At 74.1% G+C, this 26,859-nt stretch carries 16 protein-coding genes; 8 read left to right on the plus strand and 8 right to left on the minus strand.

Annotated elements, in window-relative coordinates; genetic code table 11:
- Positions 1-8 precede the first annotated feature (8 nt).
- From ACFYWM_RS26875 to ACFYWM_RS26890, 4 genes are read right to left on the minus strand one after another with little or no spacing between them, the layout of a single operon-like run.
- Positions 9-1,613 (minus strand): amino acid adenylation domain-containing protein, encoded by a 1,605-nt coding sequence (locus ACFYWM_RS26875; RefSeq protein ID WP_389918613.1) that lies wholly within the window; start codon positions 1,611-1,613, stop codon positions 9-11.
- On the minus strand, positions 1,610-4,681 hold the full coding sequence (locus tag ACFYWM_RS26880; protein WP_389918616.1) for a beta-ketoacyl synthase N-terminal-like domain-containing protein: 3,072 nt from the start codon (positions 4,679-4,681) through the stop codon (positions 1,610-1,612). Before ACFYWM_RS26880 ends, ACFYWM_RS26875 begins: the two co-directional genes overlap by 4 nt.
- Positions 4,678-6,384, minus strand: coding sequence for a fatty acyl-AMP ligase (locus tag ACFYWM_RS26885; protein WP_389918619.1), 1,707 nt, complete (start codon positions 6,382-6,384; stop codon positions 4,678-4,680). Before ACFYWM_RS26885 ends, ACFYWM_RS26880 begins: the two co-directional genes overlap by 4 nt.
- Positions 6,381-10,619 carry an SDR family NAD(P)-dependent oxidoreductase gene (locus tag ACFYWM_RS26890; protein WP_389918622.1) on the minus strand — a complete coding sequence of 1,413 codons (4,239 nt, stop codon included), beginning with the start codon at positions 10,617-10,619 and terminating at the stop codon, positions 6,381-6,383. Before ACFYWM_RS26890 ends, ACFYWM_RS26885 begins: the two co-directional genes overlap by 4 nt.
- Positions 10,620-10,762: 143 nt before the next feature.
- On the opposite strand from ACFYWM_RS26890, the gene ACFYWM_RS26895 reads away from it, so the two are divergent.
- From ACFYWM_RS26895 to ACFYWM_RS26925, 7 genes are all read left to right on the plus strand, one after another.
- The gene (locus ACFYWM_RS26895; protein WP_389918625.1) at positions 10,763-12,265 is read left to right on the plus strand and encodes an amino acid adenylation domain-containing protein; all 1,503 of its coding nucleotides are present in this window, start codon (positions 10,763-10,765) and stop codon (positions 12,263-12,265) included.
- Positions 12,262-13,602, plus strand: coding sequence for a crotonyl-CoA carboxylase/reductase (gene ccrA / locus ACFYWM_RS26900; protein ID WP_389918628.1), 1,341 nt, complete (start codon positions 12,262-12,264; stop codon positions 13,600-13,602). The genes ACFYWM_RS26895 and ccrA overlap by 4 nt, the downstream gene beginning before the upstream one ends.
- 10 nt (positions 13,603-13,612) lie before the next feature.
- On the plus strand, positions 13,613-14,233 hold the full coding sequence (locus ACFYWM_RS26905; protein ID WP_389918631.1) for a TIGR00730 family Rossman fold protein: 621 nt from the start codon (positions 13,613-13,615) through the stop codon (positions 14,231-14,233).
- A gap of 20 nt (positions 14,234-14,253) precedes the next feature.
- Entirely contained in the window at positions 14,254-17,496 is a 3,243-nt protein-coding gene (locus ACFYWM_RS26910) for a condensation domain-containing protein (RefSeq protein WP_389918634.1), read from the plus strand.
- A gap of 61 nt (positions 17,497-17,557) precedes the next feature.
- A complete protein-coding gene (locus tag ACFYWM_RS26915) occupies positions 17,558-18,325 on the plus strand; it encodes a thioesterase II family protein (RefSeq protein WP_389918637.1) in 768 nt (255 codons plus the stop codon).
- 1 nt (position 18,326) lies between these two features.
- Positions 18,327-18,503: an MbtH family protein gene (locus ACFYWM_RS26920; RefSeq protein ID WP_389918640.1), complete on the plus strand. Its 177-nt coding sequence runs from the start codon at positions 18,327-18,329 to the stop codon at positions 18,501-18,503.
- Positions 18,500-19,780, plus strand: coding sequence for a Zn-dependent hydrolase (locus tag ACFYWM_RS26925; protein ID WP_389918643.1), 1,281 nt, complete (start codon positions 18,500-18,502; stop codon positions 19,778-19,780). The genes ACFYWM_RS26920 and ACFYWM_RS26925 overlap by 4 nt, the downstream gene beginning before the upstream one ends.
- A gap of 181 nt (positions 19,781-19,961) precedes the next feature.
- On the opposite strand, the gene ACFYWM_RS26930 is transcribed toward ACFYWM_RS26925, so the two are convergent.
- The 3 genes from ACFYWM_RS26930 to ACFYWM_RS26940 form a co-directional block, all read right to left on the minus strand.
- A complete protein-coding gene (locus tag ACFYWM_RS26930) occupies positions 19,962-23,168 on the minus strand; it encodes a BTAD domain-containing putative transcriptional regulator (protein ID WP_389918646.1) in 3,207 nt (1,068 codons plus the stop codon).
- A 221-nt stretch (positions 23,169-23,389) separates the two neighbouring features.
- Positions 23,390-24,604: a hypothetical protein gene (locus ACFYWM_RS26935; RefSeq protein ID WP_389918648.1), complete on the minus strand. Its 1,215-nt coding sequence runs from the start codon at positions 24,602-24,604 to the stop codon at positions 23,390-23,392.
- An 87-nt stretch (positions 24,605-24,691) separates the two neighbouring features.
- Positions 24,692-25,168, minus strand: a complete 477-nt coding sequence (locus tag ACFYWM_RS26940; RefSeq protein WP_389918888.1) for an RrF2 family transcriptional regulator — start codon at positions 25,166-25,168, stop codon at positions 24,692-24,694.
- A 121-nt stretch (positions 25,169-25,289) separates the two neighbouring features.
- Here ACFYWM_RS26940 and ACFYWM_RS26945 point away from each other — a divergent pair, with 121 nt between their 5' ends.
- On the plus strand, positions 25,290-26,021 hold the full coding sequence (locus ACFYWM_RS26945) for an SDR family oxidoreductase (protein ID WP_389918651.1): 732 nt from the start codon (positions 25,290-25,292) through the stop codon (positions 26,019-26,021).
- A gap of 65 nt (positions 26,022-26,086) precedes the next feature.
- Here the strand turns inward: ACFYWM_RS26945 and ACFYWM_RS26950 are convergent, their stop codons facing one another.
- Entirely contained in the window at positions 26,087-26,851 is a 765-nt protein-coding gene (locus ACFYWM_RS26950) for an SDR family NAD(P)-dependent oxidoreductase (RefSeq protein WP_389918654.1), read from the minus strand.
- Positions 26,852-26,859 lie beyond the last annotated feature (8 nt).

Below are 26,859 nucleotides of genomic sequence, written 5' to 3' on the forward strand. Positions count from 1 at the left end.
GACTTCTCCTAACGGTTCGCCGACGCCAGCAGCGCGACGCGGTCGATCTTCTTGGTGGGGGTGAGCGGGAACGCGCCGCGCGTCTCGATCCTGGAGGGGATCATGTACGAGGGCAGGTGGGCGGCGAGGTGCTTGCGCAGTGCCCGTGGGGTGAGGCCTCCCTGGGCGCTCCGGGTGCCGGCGCCCTGGACGCCCTGGGTGTCTCGGACGCCCTGGGTGCCTTGAACGCTCTGGACGCCCTGGACGCCCTGGCCGCCCTGGGTGCCTTGGGTGCCTTGGGTGCCTTGGGTGCCTTGAACGCTCTGGCCGCCCTGGATGCCTTGGCCGCTCTGGACGCCCTGGACGAACAGCAGCAGGCCGCCGTCCACGACGTGCGCGGCGGCCAGCTCGACCAGCGGGTGCTCCTGCGCCACGGCCTCGATCTCGCCCAGCTCGATCCGGTAGCCGTTCAGCTGCACCTGGCGGTCGCGGCGACCGTCGAACCGCAGCTGCCCGTCGGGGCGCAGCCGTCCCAGGTCGCCGGTCCGGTAGAGCCTGCCGTGCTCGGGGTGCTCGACGAACCGCTCGGCGGTCAGCTCGGGGGCGCCGCCGTAGCCGAGGGCGACGCCGCGCCCGCCGACGTGGATCTCGCCCTGCTCACCGTCCGGCACCCGCTCTCCGTCGTCGTCGAGCACGACGACGCGGTAGCCGGCCAGCGGCCTGCCCACGGGCAGCGGGTCGGGCTCCGCCGCGTCCACGAGCCCGGCGGTGCACCACACGGTGACCTCGGTGGGGCCGTAGAAGTTCCAGACGCGCCCGGCGTGCCGGGCCAGCTCTGCGGCGAGCCGCGCGGTCAGCACCTCGCCGCCGCACACGGCCTGCAGCGCCTCGCGTCCCGGCGTCAGGTGCGGCAGCAGCGCGCGCCAGGCGGTGGGGGTGGCGTGGACGACGGTGACATCGTGCCGTTCCAGCCAGCCGACCAGCCGCCCGGGGTCGGCCTGCAGTGCCTCGGAGGTCACCAGGGTCGCGCCGCCGTGGCTGAGCGGGACGAACATCTCCAGCAGCGAGATGTCGAAGGAGAAGGTCTGGTTGGCGGCGTACCGGTCGGCGGGGCCGGGGGCGAGCAGCTCGGCGACGGCCCGCACGCAGTTGTGCAGCGAGGCGTGCGAGACCCGCACCGCCTTCGGACGGCCGGTGGAGCCGGAGGTGAACATCACGTACGCGCACTCCTCGGGCCGGACGTCACCGGTCAGCGGCTCGCCGGTCCCCTCCCCGCTCCCGGTGTGCGGCAGGGAGTCGAGGAGCAGGCTCATACCCGCCTGTTCCCGCTGGTAGCGGAGCCGCTCGGGCGGCAGGGACCGGTCGAGGGGCAGGAAGACCGCGCCGGCCTGCCACAGGCCCAGGATCGCGGCCACGTAGTCGGCGGAGCGGGGCAGCGCGACGCCGACCACGTCCCCCGGGCGCACGCCCCGGTCCCGCAGGGCGCGGGCCACCGCGCCTGCGCGGGCGGCGAGCCCCCGGTAGGTGATCTCGGCGCCCGGGTCGAGCACCGCGAGCGCGTCGGGCGTGCGCTCCACCTGGCGGGCCACCTCGTGCGGAACGGTGCTCATACGGTCACCGCCTATGGCGCTCATGCGGTCACCTCCTGGGGAACGGCGGTCACGGGGACGGCCGGGGAGAGGGAGGCGGACCAGTCGCGGGACCAGGGGAGCAGCGGGACGGACGTCACCGTCCCGGGCGGGTTGAGCGCGGCCCAGTCGGGGTCGTGGCCGAGCTCGTACAGCCGGATCAGCACGCCGGGCAGGTCGCTCGCGGTGGCGCAGCGCACCACGCGGGCCCGCCTGCCGCCCGCGACGCCGCGCAGCCGGGGGCCGAGCCCCACGGCGCCGATCTCCACGAAGGTGCGTACGCCCCGGTCCAGCGCGCCGGTGAGCGCGTCGCCGAGCAGGCTCGGCCCGGCCAGGTGGCGCGCCCAGTACCCGGCGCCCTGCGCGCGGCCGTCGACCGGCTCGCCGGTGAGCGTCGACAGCGACACCGTCTCCCCGACGTTGGCGGGCAGCCCCTTCAGGGCCGCCTCCAGTTCGGCGGCGAGCGGCCCGGCCAGCCCGCTGTGGTCGGCGGTGGCCGGTCCGAGGTCTCCGCAGAGCACGTCCCCGGCGGTGAGGGTGGCGGCCAGGCCGGCCAGCGCGGCCCTGGGGCCGACGATGACACAGGTCTGCGGGTCCTCCACGGCGGCCACCGCGAGCGCGGGACCGACGCGGGCGCACAGGGCCTCCGCCAGCCTGCGCGCCAGCCGGACCCGCAGGGCGTGTACGGGCGGCGCCCCGGCCAGCAGCCGGGCACGCTGCCGGGCCACGTCGTCGGCGGCGGCGGGCGCCAGCACGCCGAGGTGGCGGGCGGCGGCGACCTCCCCCGCGCCGTGGCCGATCACCAGGTCGGGACGGACACCCGCCCGGCGCAGCTCCTCGGCGAGCCCGGCGAGCTCCGCGAGCCCGGCGGAGGCGGCGAACTCGGCGCACTCGGCGCGCTCGGCCGATGCGCCGTCCTCGGCGGGCTCACCGGGCTCACCGGGCTCACCGGCGTGCGGTTCACCGGTGCGCGGCTCGCCGAGGTACGGCTCGTCGGCGAAGACGAAGGCCAGGCCGCCCGGGGCGGTGCCGCCGGGGGTCGCGGCGGCCAGGTCGGTCAGCGCCCTGTCGAGCTCGCGGTCCAGCTCGGCGGCGTCGGCGCCGGTCACCCCGGCCCGGTGGGCGTGGTGGTCGCGCCGGTCCCCCGCCGTGCGGCAGGCCGCCGCCAGGTCCAGCGCCGGATCCCGCAGCGCGGCCCGCCACCGTACGACCAGCTCCCGCAGCCCGGCGTGGGTGTGCGCCGACAGCGGCAGGTAGTGGCGCCTGCCCGTGGAGGCCGGAGGAGCCGTCTCCCCGGGCTCCCCGGGCTCCCCGGGGGAGGAGGCTCCGGTGGGAACCATGGGCTGCGCGAGCCTGTCCGGATACGACCACATCTCGTCGGGCGGCAGTCCCTCGCAGTCCTCCCACACCTGCCGCCGGGGACGGACCTGAGCACGCGGGGACACCTCTCCCCGGCCCCCGCCTGCCCGCCCTGTCACGGCCGGGGCCGAGGACAGGGATGCCTGGGCCGGGACCAAAGCCAGGGCTGGGGCCGGGACCGAAGGCGGAGCCGGGGGTGCCTCGAGGATGAGGTGGGCGTTGGTGCCGCCGAAGCCGAAGGAGCTCACCCCCGCCAGGCGTCCGTTCCACGGTTCGAGGCGGTCCTGCACGCGCAGGCCGCCGGCGGACCAGTCGAAGTCCTCGGCGGGCCGCCCGGCGTGCAGGCTGGCCGGGAGCGTGCCGTGGAAGAGCGACAGGGCGAGCTTGGCCAGGCCCGCCGCGCCCGCGGCGGCCTCCAGGTGGCCCACGTTGCTCTTGACCGAGCCGATCCGCAGCGGGGCGGGGCGCCCGGCGGTGCCCATCACCTCCGACAGGGCGCGCAGCTCCATCAGGTCACCCAGCCGGGTGCCCGAGCCGTGCGCCTCGACGTAGCCGACGTCGCCGGGGTCGACCCCGGCCGCCTGGCACGCCGCGCGCAGCAGCCGTACCTGTGCGGGGGCGCTCGGTGACATCAGCCCGTTGGTGCGGCCGTCGCTGTTGACCGCGCCGCCGCGGATGAGGGCGTAGATCCGGTCCCCGGCGGCGAGCGCGTCGCCCAGGCGCCTGAGCGTCACCATGACGGCGCCCTCGGAGCGGCCCATGCCGTCGGCCCCGGCCCCGAAGGACTTGCAGCGGCCGTCGGGGGCGAGCACCCCGGCCGTACGGAAGCACAGGCCGATGTCGGGGGAGAGGATCGCGTTGACCCCTCCGGCGAGGGCGGTGTCGCACTGGCCCGTCTGCAGCGCGGTCACCGCCTGGTGGACGGCGACCAGCGACGACGAGCAGGCGGTGTCGATCGCCATGGAGGGGCCGTGCAGGTCGAAGACGTAGGAGACGCGGTTGGCGGCCACGCTGTGCGCCACCCCGGTCGGGGTGTAGAGGCCGGGCTCGGCCGCCCCGGAGAAGCTGCTGACCAGGAAGTCCCCGCTGCTGATCCCGGCGAACACGCCGGTCCGGCTCCCGCCCAGCCCATCCGGCCCGTTCAGGCGCAGCCCGGCGTCCTGCAGGGACTCGTGCGCGACCTCCAGCAGCATCCGCTGCTGGGGGTCCATCGCCTCGGCCTCGCGGGCGTTGACCGCGAAGAACGCCGGGTCGAAGGCCTCCACGTCCGGCAGGAACCCGCCCTCGCCCACGCCCGGCTCGCGCCAGCCCGGGTGGCGCGCGGCCCGCTCCCCCGGCACCGCGCCGACCGCGTCGACGCCGTCCGCGAGCAGCCTCCAGAGGTCGCCGGGACCCTCGGCGCCCGGCAGGCGGCAGCCGATGCCGACGATCGCCACCGGTTCGAGGGAGTACCCGGCGGCCTCCCGCCCAGGCGAAGCCGACGACACAGGCGATGGCGTCGAGGTGGTCAGGTAGGCCGCCAGCATGCGAGGCGTGGGGTGGTCGTAGAAGACCGTGGTGGGCAGCGCGACGCCCAGCCGGGCCTCCAGCTCGGCCGCGAGCGCGACCGCGTCGGCCGAGCCGATGCCGTAGTCGATGAACAGCCGGTCGGCGTCCGTGTCGGCCTGGCCGGTGCGCTCGGCGACCAGGGAGAGCAGCAGGTCCTGGACGTTCATCGCAGGGCCGCCACCGGGCCGGTGCCCGCGAGCGCGGGCGAGGTCCATCCGGCGAGCACGGGGAAGGCGCCGTCCAGCAGCATCGCGCGGCTCTCGCGGCGCCGGATCTTGCCGCTGGTGGTCTTGGGGACGCTGCGCGGCTCGACCAGGAACACCCCGTCGAGCATCACGTCGTGCTCCCTGGCCACCGCGAGGCGGATCTCGGTGATCAGCTCGTCGAGGTTCCCGGCGTTCTTGACCGTGACCTCGGCGACGACCACCGCGGCCTCGGCCTGCGGCACGTCGCCGGTGGGCTCGGTGGCGAACGCGGCGCCGCAGCCGCCGCGCACGGCGGGGCTGACCCGCTCGACGGTGTACTCGACGTCCTGGGGATAGTGGTTGACCCCGTTGACGACGATCAGGTCCTTGTGACGTCCGACGATCACCACGTCGCCGTCCTCCATCACGCCGAGGTCCCCGGTGCGCAGGAAGCTCTCGGGGCGTCCCGGCAGGCGGGCGTGGAAGGTCTCGGCGGTGGTCTCGGGGCGCTGCCAGTAGCCGTCCGCCACCGAGGGCCCGGAGACCCACACCTCCCCCACCTCGCCGGGCGCGCACGGCTGCCCGGTGGCGGGGTCGGCGATCTCGAAGACCATGTCCTTCACGGGGGTCCCGCAGCGGACGTAGTCGCGCTCCCCCACCCGGACGCCGGGGTCGTCGACCTCCAGCCGCGAGGTGGAGATCACCAGGGTGCTCTCGGCCATGCCGTACGCGACGCGCAGGCCCGCGGGGTCGAACCCGGCGGGCGCGAACCGCTCGGCGAAGCGCCGTACGGTGGCCTGCCGGAGCGGTTCGGCGCCGTTGAGGGCCACCCGCCAGCCGCTCAGGTCCAGGGAGGCGACGTCGGCGTCGGTGGCCTTCCTGACGCACAGCTCGTAGGCGAAGTTGGGCGCGTAGGAGAGCTGCCCGCCGTACTCGGAGATGGCCCGCAGCCAGCTGACCGGCTGCGCGGCGAACGTCTGCGGGGACATCTTCACCACGTGGGCGCCCCACAGCAGCGGCGACAGCAGCGAGCCGATGATCCCCATGTCGTGGTAGAGCGGCAGCCAGGAGACCGTGGTGCTCTCGTGGCCGGCCCCGACGGCCGAGGCCACCGCGCGGGCGTTGTGGACCAGGCCGCCGTGGGTCACCATGACGCCCTTGGGGTTGCCGGTGGAGCCCGAGGTGTACTGCAGGAACGCCAGGTCCCCGGGGACGGGCAGCGACCAGTGGTCGGCGGCGTCGCCGGAGAGCAGGTCGGCGAAGTGCAGCCAGCGGCGGAACCCCGGCAGTGCCGCCAGGGCCTCCAGCGCGCCCGCGTCGGGGAGCGGCTCGGGGGCGATCGCGTAGGCGGCGCCCGAGTCGCGGGCGATGGAGGCGATCTTCGACCAGGCCGACCTGAAGTGCGCGAGGGAGGGCATGTAGACGGGTACGGGCACCGCCCCGGCGAGCATGCAGCCGTAGAAGACGGGCGCGTACTCGGCGGAGGAGGGGCAGGCGAGGAGCACGCGCTCGCCGCACGCGCCGGCCTCGGTGAGGCGGGTGGCGACCTGCCGGGCGCGCAGGGCCAGCTGGGCGAAGGTCCACGCGGTGCTCTCGCCCCTGCCCAGGAAGGTCAGGGCCGGACGCTCGCCGTGCTCGTCGGCGGTGGCCAGCAGGGACGCCAGCACCGAATCATGAGATGTCATGCCATTCCTCCGATGTGGTCGTTGAGAAGCTCGTCCAGCAGGGCGTCCACCTGGGCGTCGGACAGGGCGTCCAGCCGCGCGGCCATCGGGTCGCGGGCGTCCGCCATGGGGTCTCCGGCGGCCGGCCGCTCCCCCAGGTGGGCGCTCACCCGTCCGGCCAGCTCGGCGACGGTGGGACCGTCGAGGAAGACCGGGGTCGGCAGCCGCACCCCGAGCCGGGCCTCCAGGAGGTTGCGCAGCTCGACGGCCATCAGGGAGTCCAGGCCGAGGCGGGTCAGCGACACCTCCCGGCCGATCGCGGCCGGGGAGGTGCGCAGCACGCCCGCCACCCACTCGGTGAGCGCCCTCTCCAGCTCCTCGGGGGTCGTGATGTCCAGCGGGCCGGTCGCGGCGTGGCCGCCCGCCAGCCCGGCGAAGATCGACCAGCGTTCCTGTCCCGGGTTGTGCGCGAACCAGGCGGGCGCGTCCAGGGGGACGACCGCGACCTGGGCGGGTGCCTCCGCGAGCAGGCCGGCCAGGATCCGCAGCCCCGAGGCGGGGTCGATGGGGCCCATGCCCCTGTCCGCGAGCCGGCCCGCCCGGTCGGGCCGGGCGGCGAGCCCGATCTCCGACCAGACGCCCCAGTCGACGCTGGTGGCGGGCAGGCCCTGTCCCCTGCGCCAGTGCGCGAAGCCGTCCAGGTAGGCGTTGGCCGCCGCGTAGCCGGCCTGGCCGCCGGAACCGAGGAGCCCGGCCGCCGAGGAGAACAGCACGAACAGCTCCAGCGGGTCGCCGCCGGTCAGCCGGTGCAGGTTGCGGGTGCCGTCCACCTTGGGGCGCAGCGCCTCGCGTACCTCGTCGAAGTCCGTGGCGGCGATCGTGCGGTCGCGCAGCACCCCGGCCGCGTGCAGGACGCCGCGCAGCGGCGGCCCCTGGGCGCGCAGGCCCTCCAGCGCGCTCCCCAGCGCGGCCGCGTCGGCGACGTCGGCGGCGAGCACCGTGACCCGCACGCCCTCCCCGCGCAGCGCGGCGATCCGCTCCCGCGCGTGCGGGCCGGGCTCGCGCCTGCCCATCAGGGCGAGGTGCCTGGCGCCCTGCCGTACGAGACCCTCGGCCGCGGCCAGGCCCAGACCGCTCAGGCCGCCGGTGACCAGGTAGGTGCCGTCGGCGCGCAGCCGGGGCCGGTCGAAGGTGAGGACCACCTTGCCGATGTGGCGGGCCGAGGCCATGTGCCGGAAGGCCGCCTCCGCCTCGGCGGCGGGGAAGGCCGTCACCGGCAGCGGGCCGAGCGTGCCGTCCGCGACCGCGTCCACCACCTCGCGCAGCATCGCCCCGGCCAGTTCCGGGCGCCGCCCGGCCAGCGAGAACGCCTCCACCGCGTGGAAGGACAGGCTCTTGGCGAACGGCGCGAGCGGCAGCGGCCTGTTCTCCGCGATGTCGCGCTTGCCGAGCTCCACGAACCGGCCGAAGGGCGCCAGGACGCGCAGTCCCTCGTCGACGGCCTCCCCGGCCAGGCAGTTGACCACCATGTCGACCCCGGCACCGCCGGTGACCTCCATGACGCGGTCGGCGAAGTCCAGGGAACGCGAGTCGAAGACGTGCTCCACGCCCTGTTCCCGCAGCCAGGCCCGCTTGGCGGGCGAGCCCGCGGTGGCGATGACCTCCGCGCCCGCGCGCCTGGCCAGCCGCACCGCCGCCTGGCCGACGCCCCCGGCCGCGGCGTGGATCAGCACCCGGTCCCCGGCCTCCAGGCGGGCCAGCCGCTCCATGCCGTAGACCACGGTGACGTACGCCGCGGGCAGCGTCGCCGCCTCGGTGCAGCCGAGGTCGTCGGGGATGGGGACGGCGAGGCGGGCGTCCACCGTGACGTGCGAGGCCATCGCGCCGATCTCGGCGACCAGGGCCGCCACCCGGTCGCCCGGGGCCAGGCCGGTGACGCCGTCGCCGACGGCGACCACCTCGCCCGCGCACTCCAGGCCGTAGCCGAGGGGTTCGGGCTGCTCGCCCAGCATGCCGATCCCGCGCAGCACGTCGTTGAAGTTGAGCCCGGCGGCGTGCACCCGGATCCGCACCTGCCCCGCTTCGAGCTCGCGGGAAAGGTCCTCCTCGACCAGGGTCAACGTGGCGAGGTCCTGCTGGGCGCGCTGGACGAGCCGGTGCGGGCCGCGCGGCCCGGCCGGTCGCGGGGTGAGGCGCGGCGCGAACGCCCGGCCGCCGCGCAGGGCGACCTCGTTCTCACTCCCCAGGTCCCAGATCGGCCGCTCGTCCACGGAACCAGCCGGGGTCCAGGTGGACGGGTCGTCCCCGGCGTCCAGGTCGATGAGAACGCAGCGCAGTTCGGGGTGCTCGTGCCTGACCGTGCGGGCCATCCCCCACACGGCGGCGGCATCGGGGTCGACCGGGTCGCCGGGCTCCACGGGCTGGGCGTTCCTGGTCACCACCCACAGCCGCTCCGGCTCCGGCGCGGCGGCCAGCTCCTGGACCAGCTCCAGCAGCGAGCGCAGCGACTCCTCGGCGGGCCGTCCGGGCTCGACCCGGTGGACCACGCCCTCGAACGGCTCGCCCTCGCCGGGCTCCACCCGCACCCAGCGGGTGGTGTGGACCCAGCCTCCGGCCCCGGCCTCGCGCTCGATCGCCCGCAGCCGCACCCCGCGCAGCGCCAGGACGACCCGGCCGTCCTCGTCGCAGGCGTCCACATCAAGCGACACGTCCGTGTCACTCACGCCCGCTTCGGCGACCCTGGCGTACGCCCAGCGGGCCGTGCCGAGCTCGCCCGGCACCGACACCCGGTCCACCGCGCGGGGCAGGAGCAGGTCGTCGCCGCCGCCGAGGGCGGGCGCCGCCGCCTGCAGGCAGGCGTCGATCAGGGCCACGTCCAGGCGGTACGGCCCGGACGCGGCGGCGGGACGCAGGCGGGCGAGGGACTCGCCGGGGGCGGTGAAAACCTCCTCGACCCGCCGGAAGGCGGGCCCGTACTGCATGCCCCTGGCGGTGAAGCCCGCGTAGAGCTCGTCCGCGCCGGTCCGGGCCGCGCAACGCGCCCCGATCGCCGGAAGGTCCAGGCGATCGGCGGGCTCCGGCGTCGCGCGGCGGGCCGAGGCGTGCGCGCGTCCCTCCACCACGAGGTCGATCGCGTCGCCGTCGAGAACGGCGCCCAGGCGGCGCGGGGCGTCCAGCGTCAGCGGGACGCGGAACTCCACCCCGGCCAGCGCGTCCGAGTGCTCCAGGGCGGCGGCCACGTACCCGGCGCCGGGGAAGACCGGCCGGCCCTCGACCCGGTGGTCGCCCAGCGGGCCGTCGGCGGTGAGCTCCACCTCGCGCAGCCGGGCGAGGGAGCCCGCGAAGGCCGCGGTGTCCTCCTTGTGCACGGACGGCAGCAGCAGGGCGTCGACGTCGCGCAGCCCCGACAGCAGGGTGGGGTGCGGGCTGAGCTCGACGAACGTGTCGTGTCCATCGGCCAGCAGCTGCCGGATCACCGGCCAGAACAGCACCGGCTCGCGCAGGTTGCGGCACCAGTAGGCGGCGTCGGGCGTCGCGCCGGGGCGGCCGGTGACGGTCGACCAGAGCGGGACCGTGGCGGGGAGCGGCGCCAGGGCGGCCAGCTCCTCGCGCAGCTCGGGCAGGAGCGGGTCGACGTGGTGGCTGTGGCCGGCGACGTCGGCGCCGACCAGGCGGCAGAAGACGTCCTCCCAGCGCAGCTGCTCGACGAGCGCGTGGACCGCGTCGTGGTCGCCGGCCACCACGGTCGAGCCGGGCGCGTTGGACGCGGCCAGGCAGATGCGGCCACCGTGCCGGTCGCCGTGCCGGTCGTCCTGCTCGGCGACGACGGTGGCGGCCTCCTCCCAGCCGAGGCCGAGCAGCGCCATCGCGCCCGTACCGCTGAGCCTGCGGTAGAGGCGGCTGCGGACGCCGACGATCCTGGCGGCCTCCTTGAGGGTGACGGCGCCCGCGACGTACGCGGCGGCGACCTCGCCCAGGCTGTGCCCGACCACGGCGGCGGGCACGACGCCGTTGGCCTCCCACAGGCGGGCGAGCCCGACCTGCAGGGCGAAGAGGGCGGGCTGGACGACGTCGATCCTGTCGGCGTCGGCCCTGCCCGCGAGCACGTCGGTGACGGAGCGGTCCAGATACGGTTCGAGCGCGAGCTCGCACTCCCGGATCGCCGCGGCGAAGACCGGTTCCTGCTCCAGCAGGGCACTTCCCATGCCGCGCCACTGGGCACCCTGGCCGGGAAAGACGAAAACGACACCGTTCATGCCGAGAAGCATCGCCAGGCGCGGCCCCGGCGTCTTCCGCCGCAGGGCGCGGACCGTACCTAGCCTCCAGGCCGGGTCGCCGGGGGAAGCCTAGCCCGCCGACGAATACCCATATGTCGTCCTATTGGAGATCGTCCTGACCTGTGGACGAAGAATTCGGCTCCCTGGCCTCGGCCTTCTACGAGCACGTGCTGCGGCGGCCCGACGCGCTCGCCGTCACCGACGAACACCGATCCGTGAGCTACGCCGAGCTGGCGGACGCCGCCTCCGGGATCCGCCGCTCGCTCGGCGAGCTGGGCCTGGTCCCCGGCGACCAGGTCGGCGTCTTCATGCGGCGCTCCTGGCGGGTCGTCGCCGCCGTCGTGGCGGTGATCGGCCACGGCTGCACGTACGTCCCCCTCGACCCCGACTACCCCGCCGAGCGGGTGCGGTTCATGGCCGGCGACAGCGGGCTGCGCGCGATCTGCGCCGACCCGGACGGGCCCTGGCCCTTCGCCGGGGTGCCGAGGATCGAGGTGACCGGCGCGCTCGCGGGCGGGAAGGTCCTGCCGCCCGCCCGGCGCTCCCCGGAGATCCCCACCCACATCATCTACACCTCCGGCTCCACCGGGACGCCCAAGGGCGTCGCCACCCCCGAGGGGGCGGTGCTGGAGCTGTTCCGCTCCGCCCGCGAGCGGTTCTCCTTCAGCGGGGACGACGTGTGGAGCTGGTTCCACAGCCACTGCTTCGACTTCTCCGTCTGGGAGATGTGGGGGGCGCTGCTGCACGGCGGGCGCGTGGTGGCCGTCCCGGTCTCGGCCGGACGCGACCCGAGGCTGCTGCTGGAGACGCTGGACGCCGAGCGGGTGACCGTGCTCTGCCAGGTGCCCAGCATGTTCAGGTACCTGGCCTGGGCGATGGAGCAGAGCCCCCGCCCGCTCGCGCTGCGCTACCTGATCTTCGGCGGCGAGGCCATCGACCGCGACACCATCCGCGCCTGGATGGACCTCACCGGCGGGCGCGAGGAGATCGTCAACATCTACGGCCCCACCGAGACGACCGTCTTCTCCACCTGCGCGGTCGTGGACCGCGCGACGGTGGAGGACACCTCCGGGCCCACGAACATCGGCCGGGCGCTGCGCCACGTCCGCACCGCCGTCGTCGGCCCGGACGGCCGCACGGTGCCGACCGGCGTGGAGGGCGAGCTGTGGGTGGGCGGCACCGCGCTGGCCGCCGGCTACGTCGGGCGCCCGGAGCTCAACGCCGAACGGTTCCCGCTGGCGGACCTGGGTGACGGGGAGCGGCGCTGGTACCGCACCGGCGACCTGGTGCGGCAGCTGGAGTCCGGGTCGTTCGAGTACCTGGGCCGCATCGACTCCCAGGTCAAGATCCGCGGGTTCCGCGTCGAGCTGGGCGAGATCGAGGCCGTGCTGCGGCACACCCCCGGCGTGAGCGACGCGGCCGTGATCGTGCGGACCCCGCCGGGCGGCGAGCCGCTGATCGTGGCCTACCTGGTCGGCGAGCCGGTCTCCCCCCGCGAGCTGCGCGCCCTGTGCGGGGAGCGGCTGCCCGCGCACATGATCCCGGCCCAGTTCCGGACCGTGCCCGTACTGCCCCTGAACCCCAACGGCAAGCTCGACCGACTCGCCCTGGAGGCAACGCGATGACCGACGCGATCAGAGACGCCGTCCTGTCCGGCGAGAGCGACCCCGGCCACTTCGCGGCACTGGCCGTGCCGGAGTCCTACTGGGGCGTCACCGTGCACGCCGACGAGGTCGACATGTTCGCCGGGATGCGCGGCGAGGACAAGGACCCGCGCAAGTCCCTGCACGTGGAGGAGGTCGCCACCCCGGAGGTGGGGCCCGGCGAGGCGCTGCTCGCGGTGATGGCCAGCTCGGTCAACTACAACACCGTCTGGTCGGCGATCTTCGAGCCGGTGGCCACCTTCGGGTTCCTGCGCCGCTACGGCCGCCGCAGCGAGCTCGCCCGCCGCCACGACCTGCCGTACCACGTGCTCGGTTCCGACGTCTCGGGCGTGGTGCTGCGGGTGGGGCCGGGCGTCACCAAGTGGAAGCCGGGCGACCGGGTCGTCGCGCACTGCCTGTCGGTGGAGCTGGAGGACCCCGAGGGGCACGACGACACGATGCTCGACCCGCAGCAGCGGATCTGGGGCTTCGAGACCAACTTCGGCGGCCTGGCGGAGCTCGCGCTCGTCAAGGCGAACCAGCTGATGCCCATGCCCGCCCACCTGACCTGGGAGGAGGCGGCCTGCTCGGGGCTGGTCAACTCCACCGCCTACCGGCAGCTGGTCTCGCGCAACGGCGCGGCCATGAAGCAGGGCGACACCGTCCTGATCTGGGGCGCCTCCGGCGGGCTCGGCTCCTACGCCACGCAGTACGCCCTCAACGGCGGGGCCACCCCGGTCTGCGTGGTCTCCTCCCCCGAGAAGGCCGAGCTGGCCAGGAGCGCGGGCGCCTCCCTGATCATCGACAGGTCCGCCGAGGGGTACTCCTTCTGGCAGGACGAGCACACCCCCGACGTCGCCGAGTGGCGGCGCTTCGGCAAGCGCATCCGCGACCTGACCGGCGGCGACGACCCCGACATCGTGTTCGAGCACCCCGGCAGGGACACCTTCGGCGCGAGCGTCTACGTCTGCCGACGCGGCGGGACGATCGTGACCTGCGCCTCCACCACCGGGTTCATGCACTCCTTCGACAACCGGTACCTGTGGATGAGCCTCAAGCGCGTCGTCGGCACGCACTTCGCCAACTACCACGAGGCCTGGCAGGCCAACCGGCTGGTCGCCCAGGGGCGTATCCACCCCACCCTGTCACGCACCTACTCCCTGGAGCAGAGCGCCGAGGCCGTGCACGACGTCCGGCGCAACGTGCACCAGGGCAAGATCGGCGTTCTCTGCCTCGCCCCCGCCGAGGGTCTCGGCGTGCGCGACCAGGAGCTCCGCGAGCGGCACCTGCCGGCCATCACGCGCTACCGGTCCTCCTAAGGAGAGAGCCATGACCTCGACAATCCTCGAACCCGGCGGGCCACCGGCAAGCGGGAGCGACAGGCCGCTGGACATCTGCGTCTTCTGCGGCGCGGGACGGAGCAACTCCCAGGCCATCGTCGACACGGCCAGGACCACCGGCAGGCTCATCGGCGAGCGCGGCCACCACCTGGTCTACGGCGGCGGCGGCTCGGGCCTGATGGGCGAGGTGGCCTGGGCGGCCTCGGAGAGCGGCGCGGCCATCCGGGGGATCATCCCGCGCTTCCTGTACGAGCGGGAGCGGGCGATCGCCGCGCCGATCCAGGAGACGCACCTGACCGACACCCTGCACCGGCGCAAGGAGCACATGCTGCGCTGCTCCGACGCCTTCATCGCGCTGCCCGGCGGCTACGGGACGCTGGACGAGATCCTTGAGGTGATCTCCGCCACCTACCTGGGCAGGACGGCGAAACCGCTCGTCCTGGTGAACACCGACGGCTTCTGGGACGGCTTCGTCAACCTCGTCGACACGCTGCGGCGCTACGAGCTGATCGCCACGACGGGTTCGTCGGCGCAGCCGGTGTTCCACTCCGTCCCCTCCCCCGAGGCGGCCCTCTCCCTCGTCGAGCAGCTGGCCGTCCCGTCGGCCTGACCCCTTACCGGAGGACTTCGATGGAGACCCGAGCACCACTGTCGCCCGCGGACAAGCGCGCCCTGCTCGCCAGGCTGATGAGGTCGGGCGACGCGCCCTTCCCGCTCTCGTACGGGCAGCAGTCCCTGTGGTTCATGGACCGCGTGCGCCGGGAGGCGAGCGTCGCCTACAACATGCCGTTCGCGTGGACGGTGCACGACGACGCCGACCCGGTCGCGCTGCGCGGCGCGTTCGAGTGGCTGATCGCCCGGCACCCGATCTTCCGCACGACGTACGGGCACGTCAAGGGCACCCCGGTGCAGCGGGTCGCCCCGACGAGCGGCCTGGACTTCTTCGTCGCCGACCTCGCGCCCGGCCAGGACCTCGCGGCCCTGCTGGGCGCCGAGGCGGCCCGCCCGTTCGACCTGGAGCACGGGCCGGTGCTGCGGGTGGTGCTGGTACGGCGCCCGGCGGCGGCGCCCGTGCTGCTCTGGGTCACCCACCACATCGCGATCGACGGCTGGTCGCTGTTCCAGCTGCTGGAGGAGCTGGGGCAGGCGTACACGGCGCTGCGCAACGGGGTCCGGCCGTCCGCCGCGCCGCCCGCCGCGACCTACGCCGACTTCGTGGCGTGGCAGGCGGCGATGCTCGCCGGTCCCGACGGCGCCCGGATGGAGGCGTACTGGACCGGGCTGCTGGCGGACCCGCCGCCGGTGCTGGCGCTGCCCACCGACCGGCCCCGCCCCGCCGACCAGGGCTTCCAGGGCTCCTCGTACGCCTTCCGGCTGGGCGCGGAGCGGTCGGCGGCGGTCGAGAAGCTGGCCGCGAGGGGCGGCTCCACGCTGTACACGACGTTGCTGGCCGCCTTCCAGGTGCTGCTGGGCAGGGCGTCCGGCCAGGAGGACTTCCTGCTGGGCACCTGGACCTCCGGGCGCAGCCGCCCGGAGTTCTCCGACGTGGTCGGCTACTTCGTCAACCCGGTCGTGCTGCGCGCCGACCTGTCGGGGGACCCCGGGTTCTCCGAGGTGCTCGGCCGCACCCGGGAGGCGGTGCTCGACGCCCTGGACAACCAGGACTACCCCTTCCCCCGGCTGGTGGAGCGGCTGGGCGCGCACCGCGACCCGAGCCGTTCCCCGCTGTTCGACGTGGCGTTCACGCTGCGCGCCTCGCAGCGGGGGGAGATCGTCCGGGCCGACTCGCCCGAGGCGGTGTCGCCGCTGGGCGCCTCCTCGGCGGGCGAGCGGGGCATGCTGCTGCGGCTGGGCGAGCTGGCCCTGTCGACGTACCCCCTCGACCAGGCGACCGTCCGCTTCGACGTGGAGCTGGAGCTGGTCTCGGCGGACGGCGAGATCTCCGGCCTGCTGCGCTACGACACCGGCCTGTTCGACGAGGCCACGATCGCCTGGCTCGCCGAGGGCTACCTGCGAGTGCTGGACTTCGCGGCCGGGGACCCCGGCCGCCCTGTCGGCGCCGTGCCGTGGGAACCGCGGCCCGGCGTCGTGACACGCGACGGCGCCCCCACCCCGAGGGCTCCGGCGACGTCCCGAGGCGACCGGGCACCCCACACGGGCCCCCCGGACGCCGGAGCCCGTGCCACCACGACCGGGGAGACCCCCACGGCCGGGAGCACGGGCAAGACGGGAACCGGCACGGCCGGGACGGGCACGACAGGAGCGAGCACGTCGGGAACGAGCACGTCGGAAACGAGCACGTCGGAAACGAGCACGGAAGGGAGGAACGCGACAGGGGCGGGCGCGACCGAGCTGCTGGAGACCGTCGTCGGCATCTGGAGCGAGGTGCTCGGCCTGGACCCCGGGGAGATCGCCCCGGACGACGACTTCTTCGACCTGGGCGGCCACTCCCTCGCCGCCGTCCAGGTGGCGATGCGTATCCAGGACCGGCTGGGCGTGGAGGTGTCCATCTCCGACGTCTTCCACCACCTGACGCCCGCCGAGCTGGCCGGCTGGCTGGCCGGGCCCACCGAGGCCGGGCCGCGACCGGTGCCCAGGACACCCGGCGCCACCTACCCGCTCTCCCACGCGCAGGAGAGCCTGTGGGTACTCAACCAGCTGGCCCCGAGGAGTCCCGCCTACAACGCGCCGCACGCCTTCCGGCTGCGCGGCCCGCTGGACGTCGAGGCGCTGGAATGGGCGATCGGGCGGGTGGTCTCCCGGCACGAGTCGCTGCGGACCACGTTCACGATGACCAGGCGGGGGCCGGTGCAGCGGGTGACCGGCCCGGCGCCGGTGCCGCTGCCCGTGGTGGAGACGGCCGACGCCGCCGGGCTCGTCCTGGAGGAGTACCGCAGGCCGTTCGACCTGGCCAGGGGCCCGCTGCTGCGGCCGGTCCTCTACCGGGTCTCCCCCACCGAGCACGTGCTGCTCGTCCTGGCGCACCACATCGTCTTCGACGGCTGGTCGACGGCGGTCTTCTGGCGGGAGCTGTGCGCCTTCTACCGCCTGCGGGCCGAGGGCTCCGGCTCCTGCGCGGAACCGCCGGAGCCCGGCGTGCAGTACGTCGACTTCGCCGTCTGGGAGCGCGAGTCGCTGACCGGCGACCGGCTCGCCGGCCTGGTGGACTACTGGCGGGAGCGGCTGGCCGACTCCAAGGGCACCGCGCTGCCCACCGACCTGCCGCGCCCCAGGCGGCCGCTGTTCCAGGGTGCCCAGCACGCGTTCGACCTGCCGGTCGACGTCCGGGAGCTGTGCCGGGCCACCGACACCACCCCGCACATGGTCTACCTGGCCGCGTTCAAGGTCTGGCTGGCCCGCCGCGCCGGGACCCGGGACGTGGTGGTCGGCTCGGTGGTCTCCGGCCGGTCCAGGACCGAGGTCGCCGACCTGGTCGGGCACTTCGTCAACACGCTGGCCGTCCGCACGCACCTGGGCGGGACGCGCACCTTCAGCGAGGTCGTCGGCCGGGTGCGGCAGAGCCTGCTCGGCGCCTACGAGCACCAGGAGCTGCCGCTGTCGCGGCTCACCGCGGAGCTGGGCACGGGCCGCGGGACCCTGTTCGACGTGCTGTTCACCCTGCACGACCGGCGCCTGCTGGAGTCGGCCGACGACGGGCTGCCGGGGGTGACGGCCGAGCGGCTGTTCGTCCCGCTGGGCACCTCGCAGTTCGACCTCGCCCTGGAGGTCACCGACCTGGGCGGCTCGGCGCGGGCGGTGCTGGAGTACGACACGGCGCTGTTCCGCCCGGAGACGGTCGCCGGGATGGCCGCCGAGCTGGAACGGACGATCACCGCCCTGGTGACCGCCCCGGACCTCCCCCTCTCACCGTGAGACTCACCGTGAGACCGGTGAGGCGGCGGGGCGACGAGATGACGACGTGTGAGGTGACGCGATGACGACGACGCGCGTGCTCGACCGCGCGGCGCGGGCGGTGAGCTTCCCCGCCCCCCGCCCGCGGGCCGCGATCCGGCTGTTCTGCCTGCCGTACGCGGGCGGCGGCTCCGTGGAGTACCAGCAGTGGGCCGACCTGCTCCCCGACACGGTGGAGGTGGTGCCGGTGCACCTGCCGGGACGCGAGCGGCGGTTCCGCGAGGCCCCGCACGCCGCGATGGACGGCCTGGTCACCGAGCTGGCCGACTCCCTCACCCCGCACCTGGGACGGCCGTACGCGCTGTTCGGCTACAGCATGGGCTCCTGGGTGGCGTTCGAGCTGGCCAGGGAGCTGCGGCGGAGGGGCGCGCCCGCGCCCCGGGCTCTGCTGGCCGCGGCGGCCGGGGCGCCGGACGGCCCGCGCGCCCCCGCCGTCCACGACGCCCCCGACGAGGAGCTGGTGGCCTGGATGCGCCGCCTGGGCGGCAGCGGCGGCCTGCCGCTGGACGACCCGCGGCTGCTGGCGGTGATCCTGCCGCGGGTGCGGGCCGACCTGCGGGTGACCGAGACCTACCTGCCCGCGGCCGAGGCGCCGCTGGCGTGCCCGCTGGTCGTCTACACCGGCGACGGGGACGAGATCGTCTCGCCCGGCGAGGCCCTGCTGTGGGGCCCGCACACCGGCGGGGACTTCCGGCTCCGGGTGCTGGACGGCGACCACTTCTTCCTGCACGAGCGCCGGGCGGAACTGCTCGGCCACATCATCCGCGACATCGGCGACCTGGAGGTCTGACGTGAGCACGTACGCAGTGGTGGTCAACGACGAGGAACAGTACTCCCTCTGGCCGCACGGGCGGGCCCTGCCCGCGGGGTGGACCGCCACCGGGACCACGGGCGGCCGCGACGAGTGCCTGGCCCACATCGAGCGGGTGTGGACGGACATGCGTCCCCGATCGCTGCGCACGCCATGACCGTCCTGCAGGGGACCCGGCCCCGTGTCAACGCCGGGCGCCTGGTGGACCACGTGGCCCGGCTGGGCGCGATCGGCGCGGTCCCCGGCGGCGGGGTGACGCGGCTGGCGTTCACCCCGCAGGACGTGGAGGGGCGCGCGTACGTGGCGCGGCTGATGGAGGAGGCGGCCCTGGCCGTGGAGGTCGACGCGGCCGGCAACCTGATCGGCCGCCGCCCCGGCTCGGTGCCGGGGGCGGCCGCGCTGGTGCTGGGCTCGCACATCGACACGGTGCTCGACGGCGGCGCCTACGACGGCGCCTACGGGGTGCTGGCCGGCATCGAGGTGGCCAGGACCCTGTACGAGGAGGGCGTGCGGCTGAACCACCCGCTCGCGGTGGTCGCCTTCAGCGACGAGGAGGGCGCCCACGGCACGATGGGGATGCTGGGCTCGCACGGGTTCGCCGGCGCGCTGCCCCCGGGGGCGGCCCTCGCCCTCGACGACCGCGGCGTCGCGGTCGCCGACCTGCTGGCGGCGGTCGGGGGCGACGCGGACCGGCTCGCCGAGGCCGCCTGGTCGCCCCGCGACGTCGCCGCCTACCTGGAGCTGCACGTCGAGCAGGGGGACGTGCTGGAGCGGCTGGGCGTGCCCATCGGGGTGGTCGAGACGATCACCGGGCGGGTGAACGTCTCGGTCACCGTCGAGGGCACGGCCGGTCACGCGGGCACCACGCCCATGGAGCACCGGGCCGACGCGCTGGACGGCGCCGCCCGGCTGGTGCTGGCCGTGCGGGCCATCGCCGCCGCCGAGCGGCTGGTGCTGCGCGCCACCACCGGCACGTGCTCCGTCGAACCCGGCATGTGGAACGTCATCCCCGGACGGGTCCGGCTGGGGGTGGAGTTCCGTGACACCTCGGCCGGGGCCCTGGACGCGGCGCTGGCGCGACTGGCCGAGGTCGCCGCCGAGGTCGCGGGCGCGACCGGCACCCGCGTCACGGTCGTGCCCGGGGCGCGCACCGCGCCGGTCGACTGCGACCCGGGGCTGCGCGAGATCGTCGCCCGCTCCGCGGCCGGGCAGGGCCTGCCGTACCACCGCCTGCCCAGCGGGGCCGGCCACGACGCGCAGATCGTGGCGCGGATCGCGCCCGTCGGCATGATATTCGTGCCGAGCCGGGGCGGCGTGAGCCACGCTCCCGCGGAGTACACGGCGCCCGAACACCTCGCCTGGGGGGCGGACGTGCTGCTCACAGCGGTGCTGATGCGCGACGCGACCCCGGATATCGGCCGGTTGCCGATGTGATATCGACTCGATCGCGCCTCATTCTACGTTTGTCGCAGAACGGAAGAAGGAAAGAAAACAACAAGACGAATGAGGTCGGAAAATGTCTCGGTGGATTATCTGGGCCGCGAAAGTCACCGCCACTGCCACGCTCTTCACGCTCCCCGTGGCCGTCGTTCAGGGCACGGTCTCCGCGGCGGCTTCAATCGCCCACACCACCGGCGACAGCACATGGACCTGATGATCCGGAGGGAATGACGGATAAAGTCGCCAACCGCTCGGTGATCAGCCGATAATCCTCGGAACCGGTGTCGGCACAATAATCCAGAGCACGATTCAGCGCATCAAAGGCCGCGGGCTCGTCCCCCTTGAGGATAAACACCTCACCCAGCGCGGACAGGGCCCGGAAACGCCACAACCGGGTGTCCATCTCGGTGGATATCTCCAGCGCCTCCCGCAGGTGGGCCACAGCCTCGTCGAACCGGCCGCACCGGGCGTGCAACCGGCCGAAGGCCAGGTGGATCCGCGCCTCCACGAACCTCTCCCGCACCCCCTGGGCGATGACGAGCGCCTCGTCCAGGCTCTCCACCGCGGCGTCCGTCAGGTCCTGGCGGATCTGGATCTCCCCCAGCCCGCACAGGATGTACGCCTGCCCGATACCGTCCTGCCTCTTCCTGACCAGGGCGAGCGCGGCCCGCACGGTCTCCTCCGCCTCCACGGTCCGGTCCTGGCGCAGCAGCGCCTCCCCCAGCCTGTTGAGGATCTGCGCCTGCCCCCGCTCGCTGCCCAGCGTGCGGAAGACCTCCAGCGCCTGCCTCAGCAGGGGCTCGGCGAGCTCCAGCCTCCCCCGGTCCACGTGGACCTGGGCGATGCCGCCGAGCACGTGGGCCTCGGCGAAGTGGTCGCCGACCTCGGCGAAGACCCTCTTCGCCGCGAGGAACCCGTCGAGCGCCATGTCGAAACGACCCGCGAGCCGGTCGAGCAGCGAGGTGTTGCGCAGCGCCAGCGCCATCCCGTACCGGTCGTCGAGCCTCTCGAACAGCTCGCGCGCCGCGCCCAGGTACTCCCCCGCCGGCTCCGGTACCTGCTGGAAGAGATACATGCTCCCCATCGAGCACAGCACGGCCGCCTCGCCGCGCGTGTCACCCGCCTTGCGCGCGGCGTCCAGGGCCGTCTCGTGGGTGGTACGCCAGTCGTCGAAGTAGCTGCGGACCTCGAAGAGGGTCGTGGCGGTGACGGCGAGGTCCCAGCACAGCTCGGACTCGCCGAGGTGGGCGGCCTGGGAGATCGCGGCGACGAGGGCGCCGCGCTCGGCGTCCAGCCAGTCGAGGGGCCGTTCCAGCAACTCGTCCGGGTCGGCGGGCCGCCAGCGGGGCACCGAGCCGTGCAGCTGGGTGAAGGCGCCGCCGTACTCCCGCTGGTGGGCCTCCTCGGCCAGCGCGAGCCAGCAGCTCAGGGCGCGGGTGATCGCGGCGACGCGGTCCCCGGCCGCCTCCTCGGCGTGGGCGCACTCCCTGGCGTACAACCTGACCAGGTCGTGGAAGCGGTAACGGATCTGGTCGGCGCCGTCGCGGCCCAGCACCTCGACCAGCTGGGCGTCCACCAGCTGGTCGATCAGGTCCTCGGCGTCGAGGTCGTCGATGCCGAGCAGCGCCGCCCCCGCCCAGGAGGCGAAGTCGGGCGCCTCCAGCAGCCCCAGCCTGCGGAACATCAGCGCCGCCTGCGGGCTCAGGTCGCGGTAGCTGAGGGCGAAGCTGGCCCGTACGGTCAGCTGGCCGTAGCTCAGCTCGTCCAGGCGGCGGCGCTCGTCGGCGAGACGCTTGGCCAGGCGGGCGGGGGTCCAGTACGAGCGGGCGGTGAGGCGGGCGCCCACGATCCGCAACGCCAGCGGCAGCCCGTCGCACAGCTCGCCCAGCCGGGCGGCGGCCTTGGGGTCCTCCTCCATCACCACCGAGTCGGCGACCCCGGCGAGCAGCGCGGCGGAGTCGGCCGAGCCCAGCACCTCCAGGTGGATCACGCTGGCCCCCTCCCTGGGGGCGAGGTCTCCCAGCGGGTCCCGGCTGGTCACGATCACGCAGCAGGTGCCCGAGCCGGGCAGCAGCGGCCTGACCTGGTCGATGACGCGGGCGTTGTCCAGCACCAGCAGCACCTGGCGCTTGCCGATGACGGTGCGCAGCAGGCCCGCGCGCTCGTCCAGGTCCTCGGGGATGCGCTCGCCGCCGATGCCGAAGGCCCGCAGGAAGCGGTCCATCACCGCGCCGGGCGTGAGCGGCTGGGCGTTGAGGTCGTAGCCGCGCAGGTTCACGAAGAGCTGGCCGTCGGGGAAGCGGGAGGCGACCCGGTGCGCCCAGTGCACGGCGAGCCCCGACTTGCCGACCCCGCCCACCCCGGTGATGAGCGCGATGGTGAGCAGCCCCTGCCCGAGCCGCTTGTCCAGCAGGGCGTCCAGCTCGGCGATCTCGCCGGCCCTGCCGACGAAGTGCGGCACGTCCGCGGGCAGCTGCGCGGGCACCACCCCGTGCTCGACCTGGCCCGGCTGGCCCGCCTGGCCCGCCGCGGGCTCGGCGGGCGCGGGTACGTCCTCCTCGGCGACCTCGGGCTCGGGCGTGCGGGCGGGCGTGCGGGCGTGCGGCGGCGCGGGCGCCGGGGTCAGCTCCGGGTCGTCGCGGAGGATGGCGTCGTGCAGGGCCTGCAGCTCGGTGCCCGGTTCGATGCCGAGCTCCTCGACCAGCTGCATCCGCCCGATCCGGTACGTGTCGAGCGCCTCCGCCCGGCGCCCGCCCCGGTACCTGGCCAGCATCAGCTGGGCGCGCAGCCGCTCGCGCAGCGGGTTGGCGTCGACGAGGACGGCGAGGTCGTCGATGAGCTCCCGGTGCCTGCCCAGGGCGAGCTCCAGCTGGACGCGCTCCTCGGTGAGCGTCAGCTGGCGGTCGTCCAGCCTGCGCGCCTCGGACTCGACGAACGCGCTCTCGATGCCCGCCATGACCGGGCCGCGCCACAGGCCGCACGCCTCGGCGAACAGCCGGGCGGCTCCGGCGAGGTCGCCCGCGCTCTCCGCGGACCGCGCCTGGGAGGCGAGGCGCTCGGCGAGCAGGACGTCGACCTGCGAGGGATCGGCCTGCAGGACGTAGCCGGGAGAGGAGGTGCCGAGCAGGTTCGCCGGGGCGCCCGCCTCAAGGAAGGCGCGACGGAGCCCGGAGACGCAGATGACCACCTGGCTCCGGGCGGTGGGAGGCGGGCGTTCGCCCCAGATCGCCGTGGCGAGCAGGTCGACGGGGACGACCCTGCCCGCGCGCAGGATGAGCGTGGCGAGAATGATGCGCTGGCGTGAACCGCCGATCGAGACCCGTTGCTCACCTACCAGGACTTCAAGTGGACCGAGAACTCGAAACGACAGAGCAGTGTCCATGCGCCACCATCAGGAAGTGTCCGACTGCCCCTTACGCAGGGTGAATCACTTACTCACGAAAAACCTCATTCCAACAGCATTTGTCATGGCATGTCCAGTCTTTATGGTGTGAGTGCTCCCGAACACGGTTCCAGTTGCGGGATTGTTGAGACTTTCGACGACCGGATGTCCGTATTCACGCCGACCGGCGCGGCCGGAATCGGACGAAAGGGCGGGTCGCGTCAGTTGCCGCGGTCACCGGCACCATCGCCACCGGCCCTGTCGTCACCCTCCGGCGCGGACCCGGCGGCGGTGCCGACACCGGCACCGGCGATGGCATTGGTGGTGGCGTTGGTGGTGGCGTTGGTGGTGGCGCCGACGTTGGCGGCGGCGCCCTCCGTCACGGGTGCGCCGTCCGCGGGCCGGGCACCGGTTCCCCCCGTCCCCCCGGTCCCCTTGGTCCCGCCGCCCCTGACCAGCCTGGCGGTGCGCAGCCCCAGCCAGAGCAGCACGGCCAGCACGGCGACCAGCAGGTACTCGATGGCGGGGATGCGGACGATCTCGTCGATCCTGCCGGAACCGCGCATGCCGTACACCAGCAGGACGGCACCGGCGTAGAGGGCGGCGAGGACCCACCTGGTGGCGCGGGACAGGCCCAGGCCGTGCATCTGGGTGATCACGAAGATCCCGAGGAAACCGAACAGGAACATCGGCCACATGCCGCCGGGGCCGCTGTTCATCACCGCCACGAGGGTGCCGTGCACGGCGACGAGGAGCTCCAGCGTCACCGTCCACCAGCGGTTGGTGTGCGCGCGGGTCATGAACAGGCTGCCCTGCAGCAGGAGCAGGAACATGTAGAAGAAGCCGATCAGGTGGCCGCTCGAACTCTCCATCGGGTGGTACCAGAAGGTGAATATCGCCGCCCAGCTGAACAGGTAGCCGTGATATTTGCGGGCGAACCCCACCACCTCCGTGGAGATGGGAGCGGGCCGCCCGGCGAACAGGCCCCGGCGGCCGTTCTCCATCAGCAGGACCATCACCAGCAGCAGGACCACCGACCCCTGCGAGCTGAAGATCGACACGTCCTGCGCGAGCCCGTCGTAGAACAGGTGGGTCTGCAGGGTGTGCAGGACGATGAAGCCGAAGTTGACCGCCAGCGCCAGGACGTTCACCCGGTGCAGGCCGGCGGTGTAGCGGCGCACCCTCGTCTGGGCGTAGTAGATCAGCCCCCAGACCGCGAGCTGGTGGGCCGCGTAACCGAGCCACGCGGAGGCGCGGGTCCAGAAGGTGGGCTCGGGCAGTTTCCAGTAGTACCAGGAGGCGCCCTGGTCGGGCAGCAGCCGGATGCCCTGCAGCCGCTGGCCCAGCAGCCAGACCAGCCCGGTGAGAACCGCGCTGGCCACGATCCCCAGCACGAGGGTACGACCGGCACTCGGGCGGCGAATATCGTTCAGCACACTGAGCATTATGCATTTACTCAGCTTGCTGAACAAATAGGTGTTCCGACCTTCCGTGCCCCCGCACGATCAGGAAACCGGGAGAGCTCAGGTCTCGGCCGCCCTCAGCCAGGCGCCGATCCCGGCCAGCGCGCCGGAGCCGTAGTCGGAGGTGACGTCGCGGGCCAGGTCTGCCACCGAGACGGCCCGCAGGGCGTCCCGCCAGACGGCCTCGGCGGCGGCCATGGCGCGCCTGATGGCGCAGGGGGCGGTGCAGGACTCCGGCGAGGCGGCCATCGGGCCGCGCTGGCGAATCTCGGTGCAGACGAAGGCCGGGCCGGGCCCGTCGACGGCCTCGACGACGTCGAGCACGGTGATCAGCTCTGGCGAGCGGGTGAGGACGTAGCCCCCCGCCTTGCCCTGGACGGATTGGACGAGCCCGGCGCGCGAGAGGGCCTGGAGCTGTTTGGCCAGGTAGCTGGGCGAGACGTCGTGCAGTTGCGCCAGCCGCGCGGCCGGTGCCGGCTCCTCCACCGAGGTCAGTACGACGCAGCAGTGCAGAGCCCACTCGACCCCACCAGACATCTTCACCTCTTCACCCTAATCCACCACCCGTTGACTCGGATAAAAAATGTCCGTGTAGCATCCCGGATAACAGATGTCCGAGTTAGCGGGCATGGATCGTCAACGAAAGGCAGGACGTGTCATGAAGTTCGCAGTCATCGGCGGAACCGGGCTCATCGGGTCGAAGGTCGTGAGGATCCTGAACGAGGCCGGGCACGAGGCTGTGCCGCACTCGCTGTCCACCGGGGTCGACGTGCTCACCGGCCAGGGGGTGGACGCGGCGCTGGCCGGCGCCGACGTGGTCGTCAACCTGACCAACTCCCCGACCTTCGACGAGGCCTCCCCCGCGTTCTTCCAGACCTCGATGGACACCCTGCTCGCCGCGGCCGGGCGCGCGGGCACCAAGCACTTCGTCATCCTGTCCATCATCGGCGTCGACCAGGTCCCCACCGACTACTACCGCGCCAAGACCCTCCAGGAGGACCTGCTCAAGGCCGGTCCCGTCCCCTACTCCATCGTGCGCGCCGCCCAGTTCATGGAGTTCGTCGACGCCATCCTGTCCTGGACCGCCGACGACGAGACCGTCCGCCTGCCCCGCACCCCCCTCCAGCCGGTCGCCGCGGCGGACGTCGCCGCCACCGTCGCCGACGTCGCGGCCGGTGCGCCCCTGAACGGCATCGTCGACCTGGCCGGCCCCGACGTGTACCCGCTGGACGAGCTGGGCCGGATCACCCTCGCCGCCAGGGGCGACAAGCGCTCGGTGACCACCGACGACACCGGCGGCATGTTCGCCGCCGTCCCCGGCGACGTCCTCACCGCCAAGGACGGCGCCCGCATCGCCCCCACCCACTACGCCGACTGGCTGAAGAAGTAGGACCGCGCGTCCCGGGCCGGTACGACCCTCGTGAGAAGGGGGCGGCCCCGGCTGCCGCCCCGGACTCAGGTGAGTTCCAGGCCGCCGTCGACGGTGAGGACCTGGCCGGTGATCCAGGTGGCCGCGGGGTCGGCCAGGTGCACGATCCAGGCGGCCACCTCCTCGGGGGTCCCGCGGCGGCCGAGCGGGATGCTCGCGGCCTCGTCCCGCTTGATCCGCTCGACCGCCGCCTCGGACAACCCGGCGGCGGCCAGGGCCTCGCTCTCCGTGGGGCCGGGGGCCAGCGCGTTGACCCGGATGCCGTCGGCGGCCAGCTCCAGCGCCCAGCTGCGGGTCAGCTGCTCCAGGGCGGCCTTGGACGCGGCGTAGTGGGCCGCGCCGGGCAGCGGCCGGTGCCCGTAGGTGGAGGAGACGTTGACGATCGCGCCGCGACCGGCGCGAAGGTGGGGCAGGGCCGCGTGGGCGAGCACGCTGGGCGCGGTGACGTTGAGGGCGAACAGGTCGTCGACGCGCCTGGCGTCGGTGTCGGCCAGCGGCATCATCGCGGTGGCCCCGGCGTTGTTCACCAGGACGTCCAGCCGCCCCCACCGCTCGATCACCTCGTCGACGATCGCCCGCGCGGCCCCGTCGGCGCGGATGTCGACGGCCAGGAAGGCGATGCCGGGATGCCCGTCGGCCGTGTCCCGCAGAGGTTCCTCGCGGCGCCCCACCCCGAGGACGTGCGCTCCGGCGCGGGCGAAGGCGAGCGCGGTGGCACGGCCGATCCCGGATCCGGCTCCGGTCACGATCACGGCACCGCCCCGCAGGCGGCCGGCGAGCTGGTCTGTCATGGGGTCCC

It is taken from the genome of Streptosporangium sp. NPDC002721 (assembly GCF_042888905.1).
Lineage (GTDB): Bacteria > Actinomycetota > Actinomycetes > Streptosporangiales > Streptosporangiaceae > Streptosporangium.

Bases quoted from the DNA above. Each gene is read 5' to 3' on its own strand.
- ACFYWM_RS26925 (WP_389918643.1), top strand. From the start codon at position 18,500: ATGACCGTCCTGCAGGGGACCCGGCCCCGTGTCAACGCCGGGCGCCTG.
- ACFYWM_RS26890 (WP_389918622.1), bottom strand. From the start codon at position 10,619: ATGAACGGTGTCGTTTTCGTCTTTCCCGGCCAGGGTGCCCAGTGGCGC.
- ccrA (WP_389918628.1), top strand. From the start codon at position 12,262: ATGACCGACGCGATCAGAGACGCCGTCCTGTCCGGCGAGAGCGACCCC.
- ACFYWM_RS26875 (WP_389918613.1), bottom strand. From the start codon at position 1,613: ATGAGCGCCATAGGCGGTGACCGTATGAGCACCGTTCCGCACGAGGTG.
- ACFYWM_RS26945 (WP_389918651.1), top strand. From the start codon at position 25,290: ATGAAGTTCGCAGTCATCGGCGGAACCGGGCTCATCGGGTCGAAGGTC.
- ACFYWM_RS26930 (WP_389918646.1), bottom strand. From the start codon at position 23,168: ATGGACACTGCTCTGTCGTTTCGAGTTCTCGGTCCACTTGAAGTCCTG.
- ACFYWM_RS26885 (WP_389918619.1), bottom strand. From the start codon at position 6,384: ATGACATCTCATGATTCGGTGCTGGCGTCCCTGCTGGCCACCGCCGAC.
- ACFYWM_RS26940 (WP_389918888.1), bottom strand. From the start codon at position 25,168: ATGTCTGGTGGGGTCGAGTGGGCTCTGCACTGCTGCGTCGTACTGACC.
- ACFYWM_RS26880 (WP_389918616.1), bottom strand. From the start codon at position 4,681: ATGAACGTCCAGGACCTGCTGCTCTCCCTGGTCGCCGAGCGCACCGGC.
- ACFYWM_RS26910 (WP_389918634.1), top strand. From the start codon at position 14,254: ATGGAGACCCGAGCACCACTGTCGCCCGCGGACAAGCGCGCCCTGCTC.
- ACFYWM_RS26915 (WP_389918637.1), top strand. From the start codon at position 17,558: ATGACGACGACGCGCGTGCTCGACCGCGCGGCGCGGGCGGTGAGCTTC.
- ACFYWM_RS26905 (WP_389918631.1), top strand. From the start codon at position 13,613: ATGACCTCGACAATCCTCGAACCCGGCGGGCCACCGGCAAGCGGGAGC.
- ACFYWM_RS26950 (WP_389918654.1), bottom strand. From the start codon at position 26,851: ATGACAGACCAGCTCGCCGGCCGCCTGCGGGGCGGTGCCGTGATCGTG.